General features: G+C 61.3%; 20 protein-coding genes and 4 pseudogenes. 13 read left to right on the top strand and 11 right to left on the bottom strand.

Annotation, left to right across the window (positions count from 1 at the left end; all coding sequences use genetic code 11):
* Positions 1-41 precede the first annotated feature (41 nt).
* Positions 42-164, top strand: coding sequence for a hypothetical protein (locus HF916_RS51425; protein WP_277352274.1), 123 nt, complete (start codon positions 42-44; stop codon positions 162-164).
* Between the two features lie 32 nt (positions 165-196).
* On the opposite strand, the gene HF916_RS05410 is transcribed toward HF916_RS51425, so the two are convergent.
* Entirely contained in the window at positions 197-394 is a 198-nt protein-coding gene (locus HF916_RS05410) for a hypothetical protein (RefSeq protein WP_086908814.1), read from the bottom strand.
* A 111-nt stretch (positions 395-505) separates the two neighbouring features.
* On the bottom strand, positions 506-949 hold the full coding sequence (locus tag HF916_RS05405; protein ID WP_240975382.1) for a GreA/GreB family elongation factor: 444 nt from the start codon (positions 947-949) through the stop codon (positions 506-508).
* Between the two features lie 41 nt (positions 950-990).
* Between HF916_RS05405 and HF916_RS05400 the strand changes: the two genes are divergently transcribed.
* The gene (locus tag HF916_RS05400; protein WP_168788079.1) at positions 991-1,176 is read left to right on the top strand and encodes a hypothetical protein; all 186 of its coding nucleotides are present in this window, start codon (positions 991-993) and stop codon (positions 1,174-1,176) included.
* A 142-nt stretch (positions 1,177-1,318) separates the two neighbouring features.
* Here the strand turns inward: HF916_RS05400 and HF916_RS05395 are convergent, their stop codons facing one another.
* A complete protein-coding gene (locus HF916_RS05395) occupies positions 1,319-1,699 on the bottom strand; it encodes a hypothetical protein (protein ID WP_206001790.1) in 381 nt (126 codons plus the stop codon).
* Between the two features lie 1,260 nt (positions 1,700-2,959).
* Between HF916_RS05395 and ybaL the strand changes: the two are divergent.
* From ybaL to HF916_RS05375, 4 genes and pseudogenes are all read left to right on the top strand, one after another.
* A pseudogene (gene ybaL, locus HF916_RS05390) lies at positions 2,960-4,701 on the top strand (YbaL family putative K(+) efflux transporter).
* Between the two features lie 506 nt (positions 4,702-5,207).
* Positions 5,208-5,528, top strand: coding sequence for a hypothetical protein (locus tag HF916_RS50450; RefSeq protein WP_240975381.1), 321 nt, complete (start codon positions 5,208-5,210; stop codon positions 5,526-5,528).
* A gap of 903 nt (positions 5,529-6,431) precedes the next feature.
* On the top strand, positions 6,432-7,409 hold the full coding sequence (locus HF916_RS05380) for an IS5 family transposase (protein ID WP_168789015.1): 978 nt from the start codon (positions 6,432-6,434) through the stop codon (positions 7,407-7,409).
* A gap of 191 nt (positions 7,410-7,600) precedes the next feature.
* A pseudogene (locus HF916_RS05375) lies at positions 7,601-7,885 on the top strand (IS6 family transposase); the annotation flags it as partial.
* Positions 7,886-8,239: 354 nt separating this feature from the next.
* Here the strand turns inward: HF916_RS05375 and HF916_RS49795 are convergent.
* Positions 8,240-8,449, bottom strand: a pseudogene (locus HF916_RS49795) (hypothetical protein); the annotation flags it as partial.
* A 55-nt stretch (positions 8,450-8,504) separates the two neighbouring features.
* Here HF916_RS49795 and HF916_RS05365 point away from each other — a divergent pair.
* The 5 genes and pseudogenes from HF916_RS05365 (at position 8,505) to HF916_RS51420 (ending at position 14,342) form a co-directional block, all read left to right on the top strand.
* A pseudogene (locus tag HF916_RS05365) lies at positions 8,505-10,081 on the top strand (IS3 family transposase).
* 317 nt (positions 10,082-10,398) lie between these two features.
* Positions 10,399-11,784 carry a spinster family MFS transporter gene (locus tag HF916_RS05360; RefSeq protein WP_168788077.1) on the top strand — a complete coding sequence of 462 codons (1,386 nt, stop codon included), beginning with the start codon at positions 10,399-10,401 and terminating at the stop codon, positions 11,782-11,784.
* Between the two features lie 187 nt (positions 11,785-11,971).
* Positions 11,972-12,688 (top strand): GntR family transcriptional regulator, encoded by a 717-nt coding sequence (locus HF916_RS05355; protein ID WP_240975380.1) that lies wholly within the window; start codon positions 11,972-11,974, stop codon positions 12,686-12,688.
* 494 nt (positions 12,689-13,182) lie between these two features.
* Positions 13,183-14,040, top strand: a complete 858-nt coding sequence (locus HF916_RS05350; protein WP_277352273.1) for a porin — start codon at positions 13,183-13,185, stop codon at positions 14,038-14,040.
* On the top strand, positions 14,037-14,342 hold the full coding sequence (locus tag HF916_RS51420) for a hypothetical protein (RefSeq protein ID WP_277352272.1): 306 nt from the start codon (positions 14,037-14,039) through the stop codon (positions 14,340-14,342). Before HF916_RS05350 ends, HF916_RS51420 begins: the two co-directional genes overlap by 4 nt.
* Positions 14,343-15,001: 659 nt before the next feature.
* On the opposite strand, the gene HF916_RS05345 is transcribed toward HF916_RS51420, so the two are convergent.
* The 7 genes from HF916_RS05345 to HF916_RS05315 form a co-directional block, all read right to left on the bottom strand.
* Complete coding sequence (locus HF916_RS05345; RefSeq protein WP_168788075.1) at positions 15,002-16,327, bottom strand: 3-hydroxyacyl-CoA dehydrogenase; 1,326 nt, start codon at positions 16,325-16,327, stop codon at positions 15,002-15,004.
* A 7-nt stretch (positions 16,328-16,334) separates the two neighbouring features.
* Entirely contained in the window at positions 16,335-17,117 is a 783-nt protein-coding gene (locus HF916_RS05340; protein WP_168788074.1) for a crotonase/enoyl-CoA hydratase family protein, read from the bottom strand.
* 55 nt (positions 17,118-17,172) lie between these two features.
* Entirely contained in the window at positions 17,173-18,156 is a 984-nt protein-coding gene (locus HF916_RS05335) for a PDR/VanB family oxidoreductase (RefSeq protein WP_168788073.1), read from the bottom strand.
* 19 nt (positions 18,157-18,175) lie between these two features.
* Positions 18,176-19,414: an aromatic ring-hydroxylating dioxygenase subunit alpha gene (locus HF916_RS05330; RefSeq protein ID WP_168788072.1), complete on the bottom strand. Its 1,239-nt coding sequence runs from the start codon at positions 19,412-19,414 to the stop codon at positions 18,176-18,178.
* Between the two features lie 33 nt (positions 19,415-19,447).
* Complete coding sequence (locus HF916_RS05325) at positions 19,448-20,449, bottom strand: amidohydrolase family protein (protein WP_168788071.1); 1,002 nt, start codon at positions 20,447-20,449, stop codon at positions 19,448-19,450.
* A 75-nt stretch (positions 20,450-20,524) separates the two neighbouring features.
* Positions 20,525-20,902 carry a RidA family protein gene (locus HF916_RS05320; protein ID WP_168788070.1) on the bottom strand — a complete coding sequence of 126 codons (378 nt, stop codon included), beginning with the start codon at positions 20,900-20,902 and terminating at the stop codon, positions 20,525-20,527.
* A gap of 36 nt (positions 20,903-20,938) precedes the next feature.
* Entirely contained in the window at positions 20,939-21,682 is a 744-nt protein-coding gene (locus HF916_RS05315; protein WP_168788069.1) for a GntR family transcriptional regulator, read from the bottom strand.
* A 327-nt stretch (positions 21,683-22,009) separates the two neighbouring features.
* Here HF916_RS05315 and HF916_RS05310 point away from each other — a divergent pair, with 327 nt between their 5' ends.
* Together HF916_RS05310 and HF916_RS05305 are read left to right on the top strand one after the other, a co-directional pair.
* The gene (locus tag HF916_RS05310; protein ID WP_168788068.1) at positions 22,010-24,160 is read left to right on the top strand and encodes an acetate--CoA ligase family protein; all 2,151 of its coding nucleotides are present in this window, start codon (positions 22,010-22,012) and stop codon (positions 24,158-24,160) included.
* Between the two features lie 26 nt (positions 24,161-24,186).
* The gene (locus tag HF916_RS05305) at positions 24,187-25,368 is read left to right on the top strand and encodes an acyl-CoA dehydrogenase family protein (RefSeq protein ID WP_168788067.1); all 1,182 of its coding nucleotides are present in this window, start codon (positions 24,187-24,189) and stop codon (positions 25,366-25,368) included.
* Positions 25,369-25,377 lie beyond the last annotated feature (9 nt).

Here is a 25,377-nt window from a genome sequence, read left to right as displayed (position 1 = left end):
CCGTGCGATGGATCGGGTGACGCGCCGACGAGGTGCGCAGCATGCGCAGTCACATCCATCGATTTGCAGAGGGGCGATCCGACTGGATCCTCCGCGCGCATGTAGTCGCCATCGACAGCCAGATCGTGGCAGTGCTGGTGCTGGTGAAGCGTTCGGTAGCATGATTCCGGGATAACCGGGCGTCGGCGGATCCTGCTCAACGTGTTCGCACCATGGCTCGAAGCACGGAGTTGCCCGCGCTGGTAAGGCGGGGACGCTGACGTCCGGACGCGAGCTGTTCGAATGCAACAAGTTGACGCTTCAGCAACGTGCCAAGCTCTTCGCGGGTCGGGTCGATCTGGTCGGCCGCTGCGTTGACTAACATCAAGGTGGCGAATTCATGGGGGCTCAACATGTCGGTCTCTCCGATTATCTGGATCTTTGTGGGAAAAAGTATCGCGTTCGCACCACACATATAGACCTTCCGTCAGTCTCGAGGTGCGATATCTGAATCTGACTCACCAGGCTACGCCCTGCGCCGGCTCTCCGGCTGCAACAGGATTTCTCTGATGACATATTGGATCGGTACGCCGCGTGGCGGCCGGCATACCACGGTCTGGCCGCGACGCGCACCGAGTAACGCGATGCCGGCGGGTGACAGCACAGACAGTCGCCCTCGCAGGTAGTCCGCCTCGTCCGGATAGACCAGCGTCCACGTATGTGCGTGAGCGCCGTCGACCGTTGTGCATTGGACGGTCGTGTTCATCGTGACGACGTCCGGTGGAATCTCGGTGTGGTCGACAACAACGGCTGTTGATTCGAGTGCTTCCACCAACGCGCGCTGCTGGGCCGACACCGTTGGCAGGAGCACACATGCCCTGAGGCTATCCATGTCGGGTTCCGAAAGGATCGGCGGGACTTCGGCATGTGCATTCGCAGTCATGGATGAAGAGGTTCCGGCAAACGACATGTGTGCCTCCGGCAGGAATACAGATTACAGATGTCCGCGCAATGACTGTCATTCCATACGTCCAGCCACGAATCATCGAAAAAGACCAGGCGGTCAACTACGCCGGACTGGATAACTTCGCGCACGACCTTCCGGTTGACAAACGCGCCGGGACGCTCATCCGCGAAAACAACCTGCATCAGGGGGCTGAAACGCTGGGTGGCTTCCCTGAAGCTCGCATCCTGTGACGGTTCTGGCATTCCCAGCCAATACAGGAGCGCTGCTGTTGGAACGGAAGGATCCCTAACCACGAAGCGCAATGTTCCGTCACTCCTGCATCTTGATATAGTCTGCATAGCGAAGCATGTTCCTATGTTGTCGAGTGAAACATCAAGACTGCCGCGCGCGATTGTCCAGACGACTGACGTTGCCGCTGTTTTTCGTCAGTTGATGGTCGACCCAGATTCTTCCCCATCTGGTCGCATAACGCAGGGCCTGCCGTGCGTCGTAGAAGTGGTCCAGGGCGCGAACGTGACGTGATGGAAATCCAGGGCGCCCAATCACCAGATCGGCCGCATACAGCTCGCTAGACGTCGGCCTGGCATAGGCATTCAGGCGGTAGCCTTTGTATTCAGCGCAACAGTTCAGCGGGTCAGTACGCCCCGTCTGCAAAAGGATGGCCGGCATATCAGCAGCCCGACACGTAATCGAAATGGCGGGTGTCGCACCAGGCTCCAGCGCCTCGTTTGAACGTTTGGTTTGCGTTTCCATGGTTTCCCCGGTTGCTCGCATAGGCCCTTGTCGCGTCTCGGACGTGCGACGAACGGCCGCACATTCGCAGCGCAACGAGGATCTGGTGGAATGCGTCATTCGCCCACGCACGTGCATGCAGCACGTCAGGTCGCGGCATCCCGAAGGAAAGACGCGACCGTGGACGGTCGTAGGCGGCCAGCTAAGGTAGGGGGCCCGGGCCTTCGCGGTAGTGTGTTACGCGAAGGGCCGGGCAAAAGGAAGTGCTGACTTGTCCGCGGGACCTCCGCGGCTCCAGCGGGGTCTCACAATCCCAGTCTTCCGACGCCAACCGCGTCCCGTTCCGGCTTGGGCCGGAACGGGACACGACGTGAGAAGAGGATTCGGGATGAAAGACATGGCAATGGTTTCAACAGGAACTGGGTGGCTGAACAATCAGGAATGCGTACAGCCTCATTAAAGCCCATTTGGCATGAATATGCAAGGTTATTGAAAGATATGGTAGGTCTGCGCAGAATCGCTTATCCGTTACCTGAACAGGCGATGAAACAACTGGCGCCCGCATGTCCGCGGAGGACACGCGAGGACGTGTTCATCCCCCATACAACGAACTTGCTGTGTTTGTTATCGTGTTGTAAGGTATGGGCAGCGCGCACACTACCACTGAACAACGTTCGCTGACGTGCCGGACGTAACCACCGGGGGCAGGTGGATGCGACTCCGTCCGAGCGGGGCAAGATGGTCAGCCGGTTCTCGTCGATGTGGTGCCGCTGCCCGTTCCACATTACCGTGTTCGACAGCGGGATCGCGGCTACCCCCCAAGGTTAAGGCTGCCGGCGCGATAGCGCTGGTTCTGTTAAGGGGGGCCCGGATGTGCGAGTTGCAGACCTCTCCCGTATTCAGTCTCGGGCACACGCGGTATCACCGATGTCGGATCGATCCTGCAGCACGTTGAGCGGGAAGAGCTTGTGTTCGCCGCCGCCCGGTTTGTTCAATCCGGAAGCAGGCCTGTCCTGTCACGGATAGGCACTGAGCTTGCGCAGGACAGGCGAGTCGTCAACCGTTTACTTGTGAATTGAGCCGGGCCACGTCAACGAATTCGCGCGCCATCAGCTCCGATTGATCGTCTCACCGATCACAGCTTGCACGACATCCGGATAGCGTATAGCTCAACTGAGCATCCTGAATATCAATAACGCGATGTTTGTCAGAGGCCGCGCCGGCCCATACCATATAACGATTTGCAGGACATGTTCTGCCGAGGACCGACCAGAGAACCGAATGGACCATAACGTTTCTGTGATCACGACCATTGCCTCCGGCTTCAGTGTCGCGTTGATCCTCGGATTTATTGCCGAGCGAATCAAAATACCGGCGTTGGTCGGCTATCTGGTTGCCGGCATCATCATCGGTCCGGCCACGCCTGGTTTCGTTGCTGACACACATATCGCCTCCCAGCTGTCAGAAATCGGCGTCATGCTGCTGATGTTTGGCGTTGGTTTGCATTTCTCGATCAATGATCTTTTGGCGGTCAAGCGCATTGCGGTGCCCGGCGCAGTGGTGCAGATGGCCATGGCGACAGTGCTGGGCATGCTGGTGTCCTGTGGTGGGGATGGAGCTGGGGTAGCGGATTGATCTTCGGCCTGTCGCTTTCTTGCGCCAGTACCGTGGTGCTACTCAAGGCGATGGAAACCCGAGGCGTACTCAACACCATGAACGGGAGAATCGCTGTCGGCTGGCTCGTAGTCGAGGACCTGGTCACCGTGCTGGTTCTGGTGTTGCTGTTACCGCTCGCTGACGTGCTGGGCGGCTCTTTTGCAACACAGGTGGCGGCCCAACCTTTGTGGGTGACGATCGGGAAAACACTGCTGCAAGTGGGGGCCTTCATTGCCCTGATGCTGATCGCAGGTCGCCGTATATTGCCGTGGCTGTTGTGGCAGGTGTCGCGCACCGGCTCGCGTGAACTGTTCACCTTTTCGGTCATCGCGTCCGCCATCGGCATTGCCTACGGCGCCTCCGAGCTGTTCGGGGTGTCGTTTGCACTGGGCGCATTCTTCGCCGGCATGGTAATGCGCGGGTCGGAGTTCAGCCACCGCGCTGCCCAGGAATCCTTACCGTTGCGCGATGCCTTCTCGGTGCTGTTCTTTGTGTCGGTGGGCATGTTATTCGTGCCCGGCATTCTGCTGGAACAGCCGCTGCGGGTTCTTGGCGTGGTCTCCATCATCGTCTTTGGCAAGTCCGTCGCGGCATTCGCTCTCGTCCTGGCTTTTCGTTACCCACTCAACACGGCATTGACGGTCTCGGCCAGCCTCGCTCAGATCGGGGAGTTCTCGTTCATCCTGGCTGGTCTTGGACTTGCACTCGGATTGCTGTCTCCTGAGGGGATGAGTCTGGTGCTTGCCGGCGCGCTGATCTCCATTGCCTTGAATCCGCTGCTGTTTGGGACCATCGAACCGATAAGACGCTGGACGCTTCAATATTCCGACCTGGCTCGCCGTCTGGAACGACGGGGCGACCCCTGTGCCGAACTGCCGATGCGCACCGAGCGCAGGTACCTTGAAGGGCAGGTTGTGCTGGTGGGACACGGACGTGTGGGTCGTCGCATCGCTACTGCGCTCGATGCACACGGGATCCCCTATGTGGTGGCCGAGCAGAACCGCGAGCTGGTCGAGATCCTGCGTAATAAGGGCGTTGCCGCGGTGTCTGGGGACGCGACGGAACCGGCCGTGCTGATTCAGGCGCATATCGCTGATGCAGCCATGCTGGTGGTCGCAACGCCCGATTCGCGCAATGTCCCTCAAATGGTCGAGACGGCTCGCTCGCTTAATCCCGATATCGAAATCGTCTTACGTACGCACAGCGAGGACGAGTCGCAGATGCTCCGCAAGGAGGGTATCGGGACAGTGTTCTTTGGAGAGGAAGAACTGGCCAGGGGCATGACGGCGCATGTCGTTAAACGCTTTGCGCCGCAGTCAGACGGCACAAAGCCTCTCACGCCTGAAGACATCGCGAGCGAACATTAAGTTGGGCGACACCAATCCCGGCTGACGCTTGCCTTATTCCGGCAACCAGGTTTAAATGACCTGTAAGTTTTCCTGGCTTTTCCAGAAGTCTTTCTTCGTTCGGAGGCCATAGCTGTGTTTCTAGTTTTGTTTTATTCCTTCAGGGCGATCCTCCATCCCGGTGTAGCCGGAGCGTGGGCGACCGCGCGCAGGAATCCAGAAATAGCAAAACGCATCCGGAGCCGCGTCTGTCCTGCGGACAAGTCAGCACTTCTTTCTGCCCAGTGCTCCGCCTGACTACCAAACGATAGTCAGCGGAAGCCGGGCCAAGCCTCCCAGGCACCCCACGACCAATATGCGACAGTAGCGAATCCGTCAGGAAATCGCTATGTGATCACGCTTGTGCGTGATCATCCGGTCGGGGGGGCGATCTCGACTCGAGCCCCGGTTGCGTTGCTCTGCGGCGCGGCGTGTTGTGGCCTTCGCAGTTCGCGTGGCGGGCTACGTATGGTTGGTTCAACTACGTCATGAAAACGCAAACTCGATACCTGTCGATGGTCTTCGATGAAGATACGACTCGCTTTCCTGGTCATCTGCTTGCCGAGACGGAGGCAGCATTTTGTCCAGCCGTCCGTTCTACGAGTCAGATAGTCCGCGTGGAATACCTTGCAGGTTATCGCCTGACAGCGAGCACTGGGAGAACAGGAGCCGGTCTTTATCCGGCCAACATTCTCGTCGAACGGCCCGGCAACCGCATGGATGCTTTCCACGCGCTGGAACTTTTCCACGACGCAGGTCAGGCCGTGTTATACGCGGCAGAGTGGGGAAGACGTTGGGTACAGCAATGAATGACTCGCGCGAGGCACGCTGCCGGGAATCGTGTGACGCCAGTTCCTGGCCACCTCGGCGGAACGGGCAAACGGAGGTTCGCGGATATGAAGAACACTGCAGACTTTTCAAGCCGCACCAGTATTGCGCTTCGTCGCGCGGGACGTTGAGATCCCGTGCGCGGGGCAACTCTTCTGGCTGGGAGCCGCGGAACCGTCGCAAGCCTGGAGTTTCTTTGAGGCGACGCAACGCTTCGGTTCGTTGATGCTAGTTGTGCTGCCAGCTGAGTGTCGTGGCGTGTTCGTGAACCGGTTAGCAATCCGCTACGTTATTTCGCATGGTTTGACGGGTGTCCTCGCAAGTAGCGCCATTGGTGTGTTCAGGCCAACGGGGAGTGACATGGACGACGGCTATTACTGGGTGTTGTTGATCTTTCTGACGTTGGTACTCCTATTCGGGCTGGTCTCTGCGCTCTCCGATCTCGTTAACGATGAGCGTGCAATTGTCCGGCCTCCGGAGCGATCTCTGCAGAAGGCCAGCCTTCGCACGCCTTCCATGACGGCATGTGTTCAGCGAATGCGCGGAGCGTCGGAACGGCATGGTCGGGGCCGCGCCAGGTCGGATGCCGGCCCCAGAATTGGCCAGCGAAGAAGGCTGAGATGTCCAATGGGCGTGTCACGTTGACGCGTGAGCGGAATAAGACGACGTGATGACAAAAAATGGGTCGCTTTGCTATGGCCATCGGTTTGCAGCGACTTCGTCAGCCGCACAAGGTGATGCACTCACGGTTACAGCTGAGCCCGCAGGATATTCCGGAATCTCTTTTGAGCGGAGGTGAAGGGCACACGTGAGAAAAGGTTCTGTCGCATTAGGGCTACGCTGAAAAAGGTCAACGCCGTTGGGCGGTGAATCGTTAAATGCGGATGAAACAACAGACCCTTGCGATGGCGGCCGATCAAGGCGCCGGATTTGAACAGTACCGTTGGCCAACCAAACGTGATGTGTTCCTTGAGACGATGGAACAGATCGTGCCGTGGACGCAGTTGTGCGAGGTTGTCGAGCCGCACTATCCGAAGGGCCAAGGCGGGCGACCGCCAGTTGGTCTGGAGCGCATGCTGCGCATGCACTTTGTGCAGCATTGGTTCAACCTGGCGGATGAAGCCTGCGAGGAAGCGTTGCTGGACAGCACCGCATTGCGGCGATTCGTTGGGATTGACCTGGGGCGCGAGCGCGTGCCTGACGGCACGACGCTGTTGAAGTTCCGCAGATTGCTGGAGCGCAACAAGCTTGGCGAGCAGTTGTTTGCCAAGGTCGGCGAGGTACTGCAAGGGCGTGGCCTGAAGGTAGGCACCGGCACCATCGTGAATGCGACCATCATCGGTGCACCCAGTTCCACGAAGAATGCGGACAAGGCGCGAGACCCCGAAATGCATCAGACGCGGAAGGGCCAGCAGTGGTACTTCGGGATGAAGCTGCACATCGGTGTCGATAGCCAGACGGGACTGGCACACAGCGCGGTAGTGACCGCTGCGAACGTGCATGACAAGCATCCGCTGCCGGCTTTGCTGCACGGCGCCGAGCGGCGTGTGTACGGCGACAGCGCATATGCGAGCCAGAAGGAAGCCATCGCCAGCAAGGCAGCGCAAGCGAAGGACTTTACCAACCAGCGCGTGCGCAACCGCAGTGGCGAAGTCGACCAGACCAGGCGCACGAAGAACCGTAATAAGTCCCGGATACACGCCCGGGTCGAGCACGTCTTCGCGGTGGTCAAGCGGCTGTGGGGTTTCGTCAAGGTGCGCTATCGCGGCCTGGCGAAGAACGTCACGCGCGCCTTCACCGCACTGGCGTTGAGCAACATCTACATGAGCCGCGAGCGACTCATGGCACAGGTGCGTCCATGAGCGGCCAAAGTGGGTCGAGAGACCCGCTTATAAGGCCCTGCGGGGGCAGGAAATCGAACCAATTGCGTCGCTGATCTCGCATTCCGAAATTTAGCTGCAAGCCGTCGGCGAAAACGGCGGCTTCTTCAGCGTAGCCTTAGCGCGGTCAAGTAGAATCGCTCGAACCACAGCGCATGACGAGCATGATGGCAATGACGAAGACGCCACGTAAGACGCTGCCCCCCGGCATTGGCAAGGTACTGAGGCGACTGCACTATCCGCTGGACGTGATCCTGCTGTGCGTGCGCTGGTATATGGCGTATTCGCTGAGCCTGCGCAACCTCGAGGAAATGATGGCCGAGCGGGGTATCGAGGTAGATCATTCGAGCGTGCACCGCTGGGTCATCAAACTGCTGCCGGTGTTTGAAAAGGCAGTTCGCCGTCGCAAGCGCCCGGTAGGCATGAGCTGGCGCGTCGACGAGACCTACGTCAAGATCTGTTAGCGCCGATGTAAAAATGACCCAGTGGGGGTGCGGACACTGACCGCAGACCAGGTCGTCACCCTCGCGCCGCGTACCGGCCGCTTGCGTGCATTCTTCGAGCAACTCGACGATGAGTTGCCCGCGCGCTATCTGCTGACACCGATTTATGAGGAGAAGGGTACGGCGATGCGGGCGGTTGCGGTCCCGCCGCGCGACGCCGCAACGTCGGCATCCCGCCAGGCTGCTGACGTTGAACGCGACCGGCTCCAATGTCAGCTAAGGCAGAGAATTTTTAGCGGAGCGGACGCGGATTTCGTGCCGTGCCTGCGCTCCGAGCCGGTCGCCCGGATCATGTGCTCCCGAAAATCCTCACCATTCGGAATCAACTGGTGCGGCACATCCGCACGGACGTTCTCCAAAAGCCGCATCGAGCTGACGGGCACGTTTCACTTCGTCGCCCTGCAGATAAATCGAGGTGGTGGCGACCGACGCGTGCCATAGATTGTCGCGCATGGTCGTCAGCTCCGCGCTGCGGGTGAGCGCGTGCGACGCATGCGTATGCCGCATCCAGCCCCCGGTGTCACAATAGTTGTCGCCTCTGAATTTTCTTAAATTGAAGAGTCAGAGGTGCAGGTTGAAGGCGAAACAAACGTATTCTGTCGAGTTCAAAGAGCAAGCGCTGTCGAAAGTTTTGCAGCGCGGGAGCCGCACGGTTGGATCGGTGGCCGACGAATTGAACATGAATTTACTGACATTAAGGAAGTGGATGAGAGGTAGCGCCGCTGCGGGTCGGAGCTCAGGCTCCGGACTAGCAAAACGTCCAGAAGACTGGTCGCCGGAAGAACGGCTGCTGGCTTTGCATGAGAGCCACGGCCTGGTCGACGAAGCACTGAACGCGTGGTGTCGTGAGCGGGGGCTGTTCGCTCATCATCTCACGCAGTGGCGCATGGATTTTTGCGCCGTCGGCGGGACCGGCGGTCGGCGTGAGAACGGCCAGGAAGTACGGGATCTGAAGCAAGCCAATGTCCAATTACAGCGCGAATTGAACCGCAAGGAGAAAGCGCTGGCGGAGGCGGCGGCGCTGTTGGTGCTGCAAAAAAAGTATCGTGCGCTGTTCGAGGGCGAGGCCGAATGACAGCCCTTGAAGAGCGCAAGACATTGATCGGCCTGATCAGCGAGGCGACCCTGGCGGGGGCTCGCCAGGCGCCCGCGTGTGAGATGCTGGGGCTGAGCGCACGGACGGTTCAGCGTTGGCAAGGTGGCGAACCTGACGCGGTGGACGGGCGCTCGTTACGACACCATGAGCCATCTCACAAGCTGAGCGCCGAGGAACGCACCGAGCTGCTGGCAGTTGCGAACTCGGCCGAGTTTGGTCATTTGCCGCCGAGCCAGATCGTGCCTCGGCTGGCTGACCAGCAACGCTATATCGCCTCGGAGTCGACGTTCTATCGGGTGCTGAAAGCCGAGAAGCAGCTTGCCCATCGGCGCAGTGAACGGCCGGTCAAATCATGCGGCAAACCACGAGCGGTTCGCGCGGACGCGCCGAATCAGCTTTACAGTTGGGACATCACGTACTTGCCGGCGACGATCCGCGGGCAGTACTTTTATCTGTATCTGTTTATGGACGTGTTCAGCCGCAAGATCGTCGGCTGGCAGGTCTACGCCGAAGAGAGTAGCGCCCAGGCCAGCGAGGTGCTCAAGGATCTATGCGCGCGTGAGGCGATACAGCCCAACCAGGTAATTTTGCACTCCGACAACGGCGGCCCAATGAAGGGCGCCACGATGCTTGCCACCTTGCAGGCCTTGGGCGTGATGCCGTCGTTGAGTCGCCCCGGCGTGAGCAACGACAACCCCTATTCGGAATCGTTGTTCAAAACGCTGAAGTACCGGCCCGCTTATCCGTTAGAGGCATTCGATACCCTGTTCGCCGCCCGCACCTGGGTTGCAGAACTGGTGCGCTGGTACAACCACGAACACCGCCACAGTGCGATCCGTTTCGTGACGCCGGCCCAGCGCCATGCGAATCTTGATCAGGACATCCTCGAGCGCCGCAAGGCGCTCTACGAGGGTGCGCGCGAACGTCATCCGCTACGATGGAAAGGTGCCACGCGGGACTGGCAGCGCGTTCATGTCGTGCATCTGAATCCCGATCGTGCTGAGCCGACGGTCAACATTCGACGACCCCGTAACCAGGAATTAAAAGCAGCCTGAATTCAAAACGTCGAGGCGACAACTAGCTGGAAAACTTCCGCCAGTGTGGACTGGCCCGCCGCAAGCGGCAAGTGATCGGCTTCGATCAGTTCAACAGCCTGCCGGAAAAGCCATCGCATCATGTGCACCGGTGTGGCTAGGTGAAAACGATGACGCATCGAAAGCCATGTGGCTATTGCGCAGCCCATATTTATGCCGCACAATCGCCAAAAAATCCCACAACGTGTGTCGTGGTATACACAAAGTGTCGGGGAAAAACGAACTGCATGGTTGACCAGCGGGATACTCGGAGTCGTGGATACGTGGAGACATCCAATATGAAAGAATTAGCCGCCCGGAATGTGGGCGCGAGATCGAGCAGCAACTGGTATCGCGGATGGTTTTTGCTGCTGCTGGTGCTGATCTATGCGTCGAGCTTCGTCGATCGCATCATCGTTGCGGTCGTTGGTCAGGCCGTGAAGATGGACATGAGCCTCAGCGATTTTCAGGTCGGCTTGCTGGGGGGCCTCGCATTTTCGGTCTTCTATTCGGTGCTCGGCTTGCCGATTGCGCGTCTGGCCGACAAATTCAACCGCGTCGTGCTGATCTCGATCTCGATAGTCGCCTGGTCGGCGATGACCGCGCTGTGCGGCACGGCAGGCAGCTTCTGGCAACTGATGCTATATCGCCTCGGCGTGGGTGTCGGCGAAGCCGGCAGCACGCCGACCTCGCACTCGTTGATCGCCGACGAGTTCGGTCCGCGCCGCCGTGCTAGCGCGCTCGCGATCTATGCGCTGGGCCCGCCCATCGGCGTGCTGGCCGGCGCGTTCGGCGGCGGCTGGCTCGTGCAGCATCTGGGCTGGCGTCCGGTGTTCTATGTGGTCGGCCTGCCGGGTCTCGTGTTTGGCCTGCTGGCATGGCTTACGCTGCGTGAGCCCCAGCGCGGCGGCGCGGATGGTGTCGCAGCCGGCAGCAGCGCCAGTGCACCGCCTCTCAGCGAAGTGTTCAAACTGCTGACCTCGAGTCGCGCCTTCGTGCAGATGCTGCTCGGTACGGTGATCGGTGCGTTTGGCCAGTACGGTATCAACCTGTTCATCCCGATGTATTTCATCCGCGTCTACAACATGAGCTTTGCTCAGGCCGGCCTGATTTTCGGTCTGGTGCTCGGCGTGGGCGGCATCATCGGCAATACGCTCGGCGGCGTGTCGGCTGACTGGGCCAGCGCGAAGGATCGCCGCTGGTATGCGCGGATCCCGGCGCTCGGCACTGGACTCGGTTTCCCGCTACTGGCGCTCGCCTTTCTCGCGGATCAGTGGCAGGTGAGCGTGGCGCTGCTGTTCATCGGCACGATACTGCTGAACACGTGGAACGGTCCGACCTTCGCGGTGGTGCAGAGCATTGTCGAGCCGCGCATGCGGGCTACCGCGTCGGCCATCGTGTTCCTGCTGATGAACCTGATCGGTCAGGGCCTCGGTACGCCGGTGGTGGGTTTCCTCAGCGATCGATTCGCATCGCAACTGTTCACCCAAGGTAATTTTCAGGCGGTGTGTACTGCGCCGAAGGGACCGCATGGTGCCGCGCCGATGTTGCAGGGTCCGTTTGCATCGGCTTGTCATGACGCTTCGGCCAATGGTGTGCGCTATGCCATGCTGACGGTGAGCGTGGTGTTGATCTGGTCGGCCTTCCATTACTTCCGTGCGGCGCGCCATCTGAAGAACCGCTAATAAGCCCTGTCTGGCGACTATTTCCGACGGCGCCGTGTGCAAACACGGCGCCGTTTTTCGCTGGGCTAATCTGGAGTTGGGAGACCTGGTATACCGATGCGGTATCATAGGGATGCATACTGCTGTGGAATTTCCCTTTTAACCTCTTAATGTTTGTCATTCTCGTTCGATGAGCCAGGTCCCAAAATTGAGCAGGTCGGCGGAAATCAAGGCGCTTCTCGAAGCGGAAATTGAGCGTGGTGAGCTTGCGCCGGGCGCAACGCTCGACGAGCGGGCGCTTGCGGCACGATTCAATGTCTCACGAACGCCGATCCGCGAGGCGCTTCAGCAGCTTGCCGCCCAGCGGTATGTACAGATTGTGCCGCGGCAGGGTGTGTTCGTGAACAAGATGTCGGTGCCGCAACTGCGCGACGTGCTCGAACTGCTCAGCGAGCTCGAGGTGGTGTCGGCCCGCCTCGCTGCGCGGCGCATGAACGATAAGCAACGCGCGGCCCTGCAAAAGGCGATTGACGAAGGCGTAGCTGCTTTGGAGGAAAACGATGCACGCGGTTTTGCCCGCGCCAATGTGGCATTTCACGAAGTGATCTGCAGTGCCTGCCATAACGATTATCTGGCCGATCAGATTCGTTCGATCCGCCGCCTGATCTCGCGTTACCGGCCCAAGCCGTTCCTCGCGCCGAGTCGACGCGAAAAGGCCATCGCGGATCACCAGAAGCTCGCGCAAGCCTTGCTGTCCGGCGATGAAAGCGCGGCCGAAGCCGCCATGGCCGAGCATTCCCCGGGCGGCGACGCGGGCTTTTCGGAATTCCTCGCGACGTTGCCGAGCGAATACTTCGCCAGCGCGCCTGCGCCCGGCCGCGAAGTCGATTCTTCGTCGATGGAACCGCTCTACGAGGACGATTGACAGACTGCGCACCTGCTCGCGGCGTTCCGAATCACATACCCCGTGCCCCTGGTTAGAGCCGATGCTCCCCGGGGGCTTTTTTTTGGGGTGGATAGGCTTAGTAGCGGGCGCGGCGCAATAGGTATACATACAGGGCGTTGCGCGTATGCATCGCCGTGCTGCGCGATCGCGTCGCCCGCACTGCCTTTTGCCGGCCAGCATTCTCCCGGTTGTGAGGCATGTGTCCGCTCTGGCAGGCCTCCGCAGCTAATCTCGCCCGTTTACATGACGGCATCAAGGAAAACCATAACCCATTTTCTTCATTGTATTTCTTGCACCGCTCACAGGTATGCGAAACAATACTTTAAATATTCCAGCGAGGCGTTCGTGGGATATAAAAGGCTGCTTCATTAGTGTGACAAATGCTGAGCCAGTCATACTACCAAGGATGGACGGGCAGATTGCGACGCTACCGGTAGATTTTTGTTCAATCAGAAGAGAGGGTGGAGACGGAGATGAAGAAAAAAGTAATGGTGGGCGCGATTGCCGCGCTCGCTTCGGTAGGTGCCTGTGCACAAAGCAGCGTCTCCCTGTACGGGATTATCGACAATGGCCTTACCTACGTGAACAACGTAAAAGGCAGCTCCCAGTTCAAGCTCGATGACGGTATCAACCAGGCTTCGCGGTGGGGCCTGCATGGCACCGAAGATATGGGGGGCGGTCTGAAGGCGATCTTCACGCTCGAAAACGGTTTCTCGCTGAATACCGGTACCGCTACTCATGGTGGCGCCCTGTTTGGTCGCCGCGCTTTTGTCGGTCTGTCTAGCGAGAAGTTCGGTACCCTGATTGCCGGTTACGACTACGACTTCATCTACGATTACATTTCGTACTACGCGAACGTTGCCCAGTTCGCGCCGTCGTATGCGTTCCACGGTGCGTATGACGTCGACCGCCTGGCGGGTGAGCCGGTCAGCAATATGGTGCGTTATGAAACGCCGGTCTGGCATGGTTTCGGTGCTGGCCTGATGTATGGTTTCAGCAATACACCGGGTCGTCTCGGCGGTACGTTTAACGGTGCAGCGAGCGTGTTCAGTGCTGGCCTGAAGTACAGCCCTTCCGGTACGTTCAACGCGCCGTATTCGGTGGCCGCAAGCTTTACCCGCACGCAAGGTGGTGCCGTCGGTGCAACTGGCGGACCGGGCGCAGGTACGATGGCGCAATACGCGTTGCAGGCCGACGCGATTTACACGGCAGCGTTGGCTGGCCAGGTGCATCTCGGTGATCGTTTCGCCTTGAACGGAGTGACACGTACACGAGTGCGAATAGCCGGACGCTTGGCACCGTGGTGTCAAGCGGCTATGAAGCAGGCGTGACCTATCAGGCTTCGCCGTTTGTGACGTTGGGTGCTGGTTTTACCTACATGGATCAGCGTCAGCTCGGCAAATTCAATCTCTATAGCTTCGGTGCCGACTATCGCTTGTCTAAGCGTACGGACGTGTATGCCTTTGGTACCCTGCAGCATGCATTTGCAGGTCGCCAATTTGCTGACAACTTCCTGATTTCGACGCCGATGTCGTACGGCGCCACCGTCGGTACGAAGGCAATTTATGGAAATGGCCGTTCGAGCACGGCCAACCAGCTCGCTGTGCAGGTCGGTATCCGTCACACGTTCTAAGCCGTCAGGAAAAACCGGTGTAGGCATGCACCGGGTTTCCCGGCATGCCGTGCCTCAGGCGCCACGCTACGCGTGGCGTTTTCTTTCGTCCTGAGTTGATGCTCACGTGATGAATGTGGCCGCGCATTTGATTCGCGGCGAGGCCTGAATGGTTTCGCCAACCCGGCCGCCGCAGAACACGCAAGAATGTGGACACCGGCGTCAACGGCGGCTAATCGCAGTCGATGTCACCTCTGCGAAAGCGCAGCCAGTCTGCGATACGCCAAGAGCGGCGATGTAAGCCATGAGATTTCGAGTTGCTCCGTTGCCTTGGCGGACAACGCGGCGGTCAATGCTGCCATCACGTTTTTGCTTGATGGACTTTGAGGTTTGCAGCAAGGCGTTCGCGTAACTGATCTGGATCTCGCCCGGCAAGCAGGATCACGCCAGGTTGCCTGGTTGTGCGCATGGGAGAGACTTCGCGCCGACAGAATTCCTTCGTGCTTGATTACGGACGATCCGTGGCCAGAATGCCTTAAGAGGTACGCTGACGGGCAACGATGCAGTGACAGTTGTTGCCATCAAGGAACAAAGGCCAGACACTCATCCACGTGAGGTCTGGCCTTTGTATTCGAGTCATGCTGCCGCGTGAAGGGGGCAGGATGCTTTAATGGGGGAGATCAGAGATCGGCAAACCTGCCGTTGCTGGCCGCGAGCTTTTCGAGCAGCGGCGCCGGCTTCCACCAGTAGCCATATTCTTCGTACAGACGCTTGATGTCGTGATACACATTGGCGAGACCGATCTGGTCGGCGTAGTACATTGGGCCGCCGCGCTTGGCCGGGAAGCCGTATCCGGTCGCGTACACGACGTCGATATCACTTGCGCGCAGCGCGATACCCTGTTCGAGCAGCTTCGCGCCTTCGTTGATCATGCCGTACATGCAGCGCTTGATGATCTCTTCCTGGGAGATCTGACGGCGCGTGATGCCCATGCGTGCCGATTCGTCCACGATGTACTGCTCGATTTCCGGATCGCGATGCGGCGTGCGGTCGCCCGCTTCATAGCGGTACCAGCCCTTGCCGCTCTTCTGACCGAGGCGGCCCATGTCGACCAGCTTCATGATCAGGTCGTTCCAGCGGCGGTCGTTCGGACGCGTGGCTATCTGCGCCTTGCGCGTCTGGTAACCGACGTCGTTACCGGCCATGTCGTGCACCGCGAAAATACCCATCGCGTAGCCGAAATCCTTGAGCGCGGCATCGACTTCGTGCGGCAGTGCGCCGTCTTCGACCAGGAAGTGAGCTTCGCGGTTGTAGCTGCGGAACAGCGCGTTGCCGATAAACCCCGGGTACACGAGCGAGTACACCGACACCTTGCCCATGCGGCGGCCGAGTTCCATCAGCGTGACGACTGCTTCGTCGGAGGTTTTGTCGGCACGCACGACCTCGAGCAGGCGCATCACCTGCGCCGGGCTGAAGAAGTGTGCGCCCACCACGTCCTGCGCGCGCTTCGTGACAGCGGCGATCTCGTTGATGTCGAGACCCGACGTATTGGTCGCGAGGGTCGCGCCAGCCTTCGCGTGCTGATCGAGTTCGCGGAAGATGCCTTGCTTGAGGCCGAGGTCTTCGAACACGGCTTCGATGACGATGTCGGCGTCCTTGACGTCGGCGATCGCGGTCGAGCCCGTGATCAGCGCGAGGCGCGCATCGCGCGTGGATTCGTCCAGCTTGCCGCGCCTGATGCTCTGGTTGTAGTTGTCGCGAATGCGTGCGAGGCCACGCTGCAGGCCTTCCTCATTGGCGTCGATCAGCGTGACCAGGATGCCGGCCGCAACGAGCGCCATCGCGATGCCGCCGCCCATCGTGCCTGCGCCGATCACGGCTGCGCGCTCGATATCGCGCGGCTTGACGCCGGCAGCAACGGGGATTTGCGCGGCGGCCTTTTCGGCGGCCTTCACATGGGCCAGTGCTGCGGATTCCGGCGGCGTGAGTTCTGCGGGTGCGTTCATGCTTGCGTTACTCCGGCTTGACGAGTTTGGCGTTTCCGTCCACGAAATTCTGCAGACGTGTGGCGGTTTCGGGCGAGCGCATCATGTTCGAGCTCATGTACTCCAGGAACAGGCCGTCCTCGTGCGAGAGGTCGTTGACGCGCGGCAGCAGGTTGGTGATGCGCCAGTTGGTGTCGGGCACGTTCTGCGCGATCCTTGCTGCGATTTCCTTCGCCTTCTCAAGCGCGCCGCCTTCGGGCGTCACGTAGGTGATGATGTGCTCGCGCTGACCTTCTTCTGCGTTCAGCAGGCGGCCGGTCAACATCATGTCGGCCATCACGGTGTAGCCGACCACGCGCTGGATGCGCACGGTACCGCCGCCACCGACGAAAATACCGCGCTGCCCTTCGGGCAGGCCGAAGAAGCAGGTCTTGTCGCCGACGCGAACATGCGCTGCGGTCGCCAGTTCCAGACCACCGCCCACCACGGCGCCGTGCAGCGCCGCGACGAACGGGATCGGGCCGCGCGCGATCATGTCGAACACTTCATGCCACGAGTGGCGGCGGCGCTTCTTCGGAGGCGCCGTCTGGCCGGTCGCACGGGACAGCGCCTCGCGCAGGTCGAGGCCGGCCGAGAAGTTGCCGCCATGGCCGTAGATCACGCCGCACATGGCTTCGTCGCTGGCGCGGTTGACCGCGTCGCGCAATTGGCAAATCACGTCTTCGTTGATTGCGTTGCGCTTTTCGGGGCGATTCAGACCGATCAACGCCACAGCGCCGTCGAGTTCATAGGTAACCAGAGTTTCGCTCATACGGTGCTCCGTTGGATATGTTGTTTAGTGATGTTCAGTAACGCTAATCGGCCGGTCACAGGTCGAGCACGAGGCGCTCGCTCTTGCAGCGCGAGATGCAGACCTGCATGACCTTGCCGGCGGCCCTGTCGCCATTCGAGAGGTAGGTATCGCGGTGGTCGATCTCGCCGCCGCAGACTTGCGTCGAGCACAGGCCGCAGTAACCGGCACGGCAGTCGTACATGACGTCGACGCCGTTATCGAGCAGGGTGTCGAGCACCGACTTGTCGGAGGGCACGGTCAGCACCTTGCCCGAGGACTTCAGCTCGATTTCAAAGGTCGTGTCGCCTGCCTGCGGCGCAGCTTCGCTGAACAGTTCGTAATGCAGGTCGCAGTCGTGCCAACCACGTTCGCGTGCCGCCGCGAGCACCGCGTCGATCATGCCGGACGGGCCGCACACATAGATCGGCTGGTTGACCTGGGCGCCGTCGAGCAGCGCGTCGATCGACAGGCGCGTGGCGCTGTCGTCGTCGGCGTGCAGCACGAGGCGCTCGCCCGCGAACGCGCGCAGCTCTTCGACAAACGGCAGCGCGTCGCGCGTGCGGCCCGAGAAGTGCAGCGAGTAATCGCGTTTGAGTGCGCTCAGTTCTGCTGCCATGGCCGCCATCGGCGTGATGCCGATGCCACCGGCAATCAGGATTACCGAAGGTGGGGCGGCGAGCGGAAAGTGGCTGACCGGTGCCCGCACCGTGAGCGTGGCGCCGGCCTCCAGCGTGTGCATGAAGCGCGATCCGCCGCGGCCCTCGTCCTCGCGTCGGATGCCGAGATGGTAGGTGCGCACGCCGGCGCGCGTATCGATCTGCGGATCGGTATTGATCAGCGAATACGAGCGCCATTGCGCCAATTGTCCGTCGGCACCCGGGATCTGAACCTGGATATGCGCGCCGGGCTCATAGCCCAGCAGCGGCGCGCCGTCCTCGGCTTCGAGCGTGAAGGACTTGATCAGCGAGGTCGGTGCGTCAACCGACGCGACACGCAACTTGAGGGTAGGTGCGAGCATGGTGGTCATTCCGTAGGTATTACTTTGCGTCGGTCAGGGTGCGCCAGTCGGCGCCGGCCTCGACCACGCCGCCCACAGAGACGGCCTTCGAGTAATCGAGTTCCGGGCTGTCGGCGAGCGTCGGCGTCTTGCCGCCCATGAACTCGCGCGCGGCCTTGAGCAGCAGTGCGCGCACGCGCAGCACGGCGCCGTCGGCCGAGCACAGTTGTTCCTGGGTGCGGTCGTAGATCGGGCCCTGGCCGAGGAACATCGCGAAGTCTTCCGTGCCGAGGTGCTGGTAGAAGCCCGTCGCGTGGCCGCGCTTCATCAGGTCGCGGTTCTGGCCGAACGATTCCTCGCGCGTGCCCGGCGGCAGCGGCGGGAAGTTCCAGACGTCCGGCGTGGCTGACATGATCGTCATACCGAGTGGGCGGTGCGGGTTGTACTGCACGAACCACGCGCGGTGCGTCACGTCGTCGACCGGGGTCGAGAAGAACACCGTGGTCGGACCCTTCGCGTCGGGCGGACAGATGATGCCGTACCACGGCATCACGAAGTTGTTGACGCGCGCGTAGACCTTCTCGTCTGAAATGTCCCGCAGGGCCGCATAGCGGTAGCCATACGGGCGGTCTTCAAATTCGAAGCGCGGCGCCAGTGCCTTCGTCATGATCATGCGCTCGTTGCCGCCGCCCGCGGTGATCTGCGTGGTCGACTCGTGCAGCACGCCGACGTGCGACGAATCCATTGACGCTTCGACAGCCTGCACCCAGTTCGTCGGCACTTCGACGCTCGTGACGGAGCGGTGCTCGGCCGGCAGGTCCATGAACGGCAGTTCGGGGAAGCGCGGCGGGGTCTCGCCCTTGCCGAGCCACACCCAGATGAGACCGCCGCGCTCTTCGACGCGGTACTGGCCGGTCTTCACGCGCTTGCAGAACTGCGCCTGATCGCCGACCTGATTCGGCGCCTCGACAACGGCACCGCTCGCGTCCATCTTCCAGCCGTGGAAGATGCAGCGCAGGCCATTGTTCTCATTACGCGCCATCATCAGCGACGTGCGGCGGTGCGGGCACAGTTCGTCCACGATGCCGACGTGGCCGTCGGTCGCGCGGAACGCCACATAGTTTGTTCCGAGCAGACGCACGAGCACCGGTGCGCCATCGGCCACGAGCTTCGCCGACGGCACGGCCGGAATCCAGTAGTGCTGGCGGATCATGTCGCCCATCGGCGCGCCGTTCCCGACGCGCGTCAGCAGCTCATTGTCCTCACGAGTCATTGCCATGATGTGTCTTCTCCGAGTTTTGGGTCTGGCGCGTCAGGCCTTGTAGTTGCGGAAAGCACGCGTGTAGACGCGCGTGCAGTTGCATTCGAAGATGTTCTTGCGCTGCTCGTCGGTCAGCCACTCGATGCTTTCGATAACCGGCTTCATGTCGTCGTAGTCGCGGCCCGAGATCGGATCGCGCGCGCTGCCCGTACCCGGCTTTTCGGTGCCGAACATCACGTTGTCGGTGCCGGCGACCTTAAGCAGCAATTCGATCGAATCCTTCGAGTAGTTGCAGGTGTCGAAGTAGAGCTTGCGGAGCTGCTCGTCGAACGTCTGCGGGCTGTTGCGGCGCGCGGCCCACGAACGGAAGCGGCCCATCTGGTAGGGGATCGCGCCGCCGCCGTGCGCGACGATGATCTTCAGGTTCGGATACTTCTCGAACACCTTCGATTCGAGCAGCGAGATCACGGCGATGTTCTCTTCGTTGATGAACTTCAGCGTGTACGACTCGCGCGGGTTGCAGCTGCCTGCCGAGTGGATCAGCGCCGGCACGTCGAGTTCGGTCATCGCGTCATAGAGCGGGTACCAGAACGGGTCGCCAAGGCCAGCCGGTGCGGGGCCGTCGCCTTCGGTCGGGTCCGGGTTCAGCAGCGTGCCGACGAAGCCGAGTTCGTTCACGCAGCGCTTGAGTTCGGCGACGCAGCGCTCAGCCGGCGAATCGTTCATGAACTGCGGCAGGCCGGCCACGCCACGGAAGCGGTCCGGGAACATGTCGACAAAGCGCTTGATCAGGTCGTTGCAGTGACGCGTCCACAGTTCGGTCACGCGCGCCGGCTTGACCGAGTGCATCTGCAGGTAGGGGCGCGGCGAGATGAACTGGATGTCAGTGCCGACTGAATCCATGCTGCGCACGAGTTCCTCGGCCTGCTTGCGCACTGCTTCGTCGGGGATGTTCGGCGTGGTCGACGGGTTCGCGCGGCCGCCGACGAGTTCCGCCATGTAGCGGAAGCTTTGCGGGGGCATCACGACGTGGGCGTGGGAATCGATGATCATGGATGAGCCTTTGTTGGGTTCGGAGTGTTCAGTAAAAGAGTGCGATAACTTGTGTCCGGCGCGCTTTTGTGGCGCTCAAGCGATTACCGCAAGGGTTTCGAGCTGGATGACCATGCCGTGCTGCAGATCGTGCACGGTCACATGCCGAGCCGGGCGATGCGCGGTATCGGGCCAGAAGTCCAGCCAGTGCGCGTTGATGTATTCGCGCACCGAGTCGTCCTTGACGTAGACGGCGAGCTTCACCACGTGGTCCAGCGTGGCGCCGCCCGCGTGGAGGAAGCGCTTGAGGTTTTCAAATGCGAGGCGCACCTGATCGGCCGGGCTCTCGGCGAGCTTGCCAGTGGCGGGGTCCTTGCCCGCAATCGCCGACGAGCACAGCACGTTGCTGACGCGCGAACCGACAGGGATCGGTACCTTGTGCGCGAGGCCAGGAACGTCGATGGATTGGGGCATGTCTCCTCCGTGTTTATACGTGGTGAAGGGCGCGCGTCAGTCCGCGCCCAGATCGAAGAAATGGCGCGGCACGGCCGCGAGGAATTCAGAGAAACCGCTTGTGCCGGCCGGCACGTGTTTCATCATGACTTCGGCGGCTTTGCCTTCGTTGCCGCTCTGGATCGCACGCGCGATGTCGAAGTGCTCTTGCAGCGAACGCGCGATCTGGCCGCGGTTGCGCAGGTCGGCCATGCGATAGCGCTGTGAGCGGCGGCGCGCCGTGCGGATCTGCTCGGCCAGGTACCGGTTGAGGCTGCCTTCGTAAATCAGGTCGTGGAACTGCGCGTTGGCGATCGCATACTGGTCCGGATCGCCTTCTATGGCTGCCTGCTGGCATGCCATCAAGGCCCGGTCCAGTTGTTCGCGCAGCTCGTCGCTCGCGCGGCGCGCGGCGAAACGGGCGCACAGTGTCTCAAGCTCGCCTATGTATTCGAGCATCGCGCGCACCTTGCCAATCGACAGGCGCGCCACGGTAATGCCCTGACGCGGCGAAATCACCACCAGATCGCGCGCGACGAGATGCTGCAGCGCTTCGCGCACCGGCGTGCGTGACACATTGAACCGTGCGGCGAGCGCGCGCTCGTCGATCGGTGTGCCCGGGGTGAGCTTGCCCTGTTCGATTTCGTCCTGCAGGGTGGCCCGAATATCGCTCGCGAGACTGGCCCTACCACGCGCAGGCGCCTCGGGCGCTTCGCCCGGCGCGCCGCTTCGCTCAAGAGTGGGGTCGATTGCAAGTTTCATTGAGTTGCCAAGGTTTGGTATGTTGACGAGTCACAACAATATACCAATAGTAATTTCTGGTATGCAATACGGTGTTTTCATTGATGGATCTCCGCCGCAACCCGGCGGTCGCTCCTCTGAAACGTAAAACCGTTTTATTTCAATGGGATAGATTGATATGCGACGCTCCTTCTCCCATTGCCCAGGGAAAATACCAGGGAGTGCCAAGGCGGGTTTTTGCTGTCTGGTGTATTGAGAATGGCATTCTGGTATGCCAGAATGCGTCATATCGCAACGGAGTCTGGTATGCCAGATCCGGATTCAATCCAACATCACAGGTCAGATCAGATGAGCAAGAGCCTTATAGGTGTGGCCGGCGTGCAGCCGGTCGAGCGTGTGCTCAAACCGAAGTCGATCGCGATCGTCGGTGCATCCGCCGATTCGCGTGCTTTCGGTAATTTCGTGCTGCAAAACCTCGAGCGTTTCGGTTATGCAGGCGATATCCACCTCGTGTCGCGCAGCAGCCAGGAAATCAATGGCCACCCCTGCGTGAACAGCGTCGAGGCGCTGCCGCAGGGTATCGATCTGGCCGTGCTGTGCATTCCCGAGTCGGGCGTGCTCGATACGGTGCGCACACTCGGCACGCTGAAGGCCGGCGCCGCCGTGATCTTCGCGTCGGGTTATGCCGAGGCGGGCGACGAAGGCCGCGCGAAGCAGGAAGAACTGGCGCGTGTGGCAGCCGAAGGCGGCGTTGCGCTGATCGGCCCGAACTGCATGGGCTTCACGAACTTCGAGGCCGGCGTGCCGGTGACCTTCGAAGCCGTGGCGCCGTACCCGCTCGGCGGCCGCCGTGGCGTGGGCGTGGTGGCGCAGAGCGGCGCGATGGCCGCGAACCTGCGCGATGCGTTCATGGGCCGTGGCCAACCGCTGACGGCGACCGTTTCGACCGGTAACGAGGCGAGCCTTGGTATCGAAGACTATCTGGCCTGGTTCATCGCCGATTCGCAAACGAGCGCGATCGCGGTGTACGCCGAGCAGATTCGCCGCCCGCAGACGTTCCTGCTGCTCGCACGCGAAGCACGCGCGGCCGGCAAGCCGATCGTGATGCTGATGCCGGGCAAGAGCGCGCGTGCCCGCGAGGCGGCGCAGTCGCACACCGGCGCTCTGGCAGGCGATCACGCGACAGCGAGCGTGCTGCTGGCGCGCGAAGGCGTGGTGGTCGTTGATTCGCTCGACGAACTGTTCGACACGACGACGATTCTGGCGCGCTTCCCCGTGCCGCCGTCGGCCGGCACGGCGGTGATGACGGCTTCGGGCGCGGTCAAGAACATCACGCTCGATTTCGCCGAGGACATCGGCCTGACGCTGCCGAGCCTGACCGAGCCGACCATCAAGAAGCTGACCGAACTGCTGCCCGACTATGCTGTGGCCGACAACCCGCTCGACTACACGACCATCGGCGTGCGCAACCCGGGCCTGATCGGCGAACTGATCGATGTGATGCTGGCCGATCCGAACATCGGTTCGCTCGTGCTCTCGATCATGGGTGGCCCATCGATTGCCCAGCGTGACAAGGCCGATTACCTCGTTCCGGCTCTTGCGCGCGCGACCAAACCGGCCGTGCTCGCCGTGATGGGCGACAACAACAAACTCGAAGATTTTTTCGCGGAAGCGATCGCCGCGAGCGGCGTGCCGTTCTTCCGTTCGCCGGATCGCGCGCTGCGTGCGTGCGCCCGCGTGGCCTCATATGGCGAATCGCTGGCACGTGCCGAGCGTGCCCGCGCCGAAGCGCCGAAAGCGATCCCGCTGCCGGGCGCCGTGCCACCGAACGGCATCTTCGCCGAATACCAGGGCAAGGGTTGGCTCGCTGCGGCCGGTCTGCCGGTGCCGAAGGGCGGTCTAGCGAAGTCGTTCGACGCAGCGCTCAAGATCGCCGATGAAATTGGCTACCCGGTCGTGCTCAAGGCTCAGGCGAGCGAACTGCCGCACAAGAGCGATGTCGGTGGCGTGGTGGTCGGCCTCGCCGATGCCGCCGCGCTGCGCGCCGGTTGGGACAAGCTGCACACGAGCGTGAAGTCGCACCGTCCGGAACTGGTGCTCGACGGCGCGCTGGTCGAAGCCATGGGCCCGCGCGGTCTGGAACTCGTGGTGGGCGCCAAGCGCGACGCCGATTGGGGTCCGGTCGTGCTCGTGGGTCTCGGCGGCATCTTCATCGAAGTGCTCAAGGACGTGCGCCTCGTGCCGGCAGATATGTCGGAAGACGACATCGTGGTCGAGCTTGGCCGCCTGAAGGCCGCAGCGATGCTCGAAGGCGTGCGCGGCGCGGCAGGCGTGAACACCAGGGCCGTCGCGAAGGCCGTGGCGGCGATTGCCGACCAGATGCGCGCGAACCCCGAAATCACCGAAATCGACGTCAATCCGCTGGTGGCCTATCCGGACCGCGTGCTGGCGCTCGACGCACTCGTGGTATGCGGCGGCCACGGCCCCGCCCGTCACTGAGCCCCAGATCAGAGGAGACATATCGAATGAAGCTGGAATTCTCCGCCGAGGACCAGGCATTCCGCGCCGAAGTGCGCGAGTTCGTGAAGCAGAACCTGCCGCCGCGCCTGAAGCGAAAGGCCGAACTCGGTCTGCGCATCGAGCGTGAAGACTACGTCGAGTGGTATACGAAGCTCTACGAGAAGGGCTGGATCGCGCCGTCGTGGAAGAAGGAACACGGTGGCCCGGGCTGGACGCACGTGCAGCGCTACATCTTCGACGAAGAGACGCTGCTGGGCGGTGCGCCGCGTATCGTGGCGAGCGGCATCAACATGCTCGGCCCGGTGCTCAATGCATTCGGCACGCCTGAGCAAAAGGCCAGGTACGTCCCGAAGATCCTGCGCAGTGAAACGTGGTGGGCGCAGGGCTTCTCGGAGCCGGGCGCGGGCTCGGACCTCGCTGCGGTGCGCACGACGGCCGTGCTCGACGGCGATTACTTCGTCGTCAACGGCCACAAGGTCTGGACCTCGTACGCGCACTGGTGCGACATGATGTTCGCGCTCGTGCGAACCGATCCGGGCGCGAAGCCCCAGGAAGGCATCTCGTTCCTGCTGATCGACATGCATGCGCCGGGCGTCGAAGTTCGCCCGATCAAGATGCTCGAAGGCGGTACCGACCTCAACGAGGTCTACCTCGACAACGTGCGCGTGCCGAAGGAAAACCTCGTCGGCGAACTGAACAAGGGCTGGACCTACGGCAAGTTTCTGCTCGGCCATGAGCGAACCGGTATCGCCGGTATCGGTTCGTGCAAGCAGCAGCTTGCGCGAGCCAGACACCTCGCGAAGCAGCAGGGCCTCGAAAACGATCCGCTGCTCCAGTCGCGCATCAGCCGCTTCGAAGTCGAGCTGATGGCGCTCGAATTCACCGGCCTGCGCATGCTAAGCGCGAACCAGGCGAGCCGGGTGCCTATAGTCGAGGCGCCGATGCTCAAGGTGCGCGGCACGGAGCTACGTCAGGGCATCTACGCGCTCCTGACAGAAATCGCCGGCCCGTTTGCCGTGCCGTTCGACGAGCAGGCCCTGCTCGATGCGCCCGGTTGCGAAGGCCCGAGCCCGGACGAACTGATCGCGGTCGCGGCGAACTACTTCGACGCACGCAAGGTGTCGATCTACGGCGGGACCAACGAAGTGCAGCGCAATCTGATTAGCCGCGCGTTCTTCAATGCTTGAGGCGGAATA

Origin of the sequence: Paraburkholderia aromaticivorans (assembly GCF_012689525.1) — a bacterium.
Classification (GTDB): Bacteria; Pseudomonadota; Gammaproteobacteria; order Burkholderiales; family Burkholderiaceae; genus Paraburkholderia; species Paraburkholderia aromaticivorans_A.
Note: the sequence above shows the minus strand (reverse complement) of the source record. Positions and strands in the feature narration are given on the sequence as shown.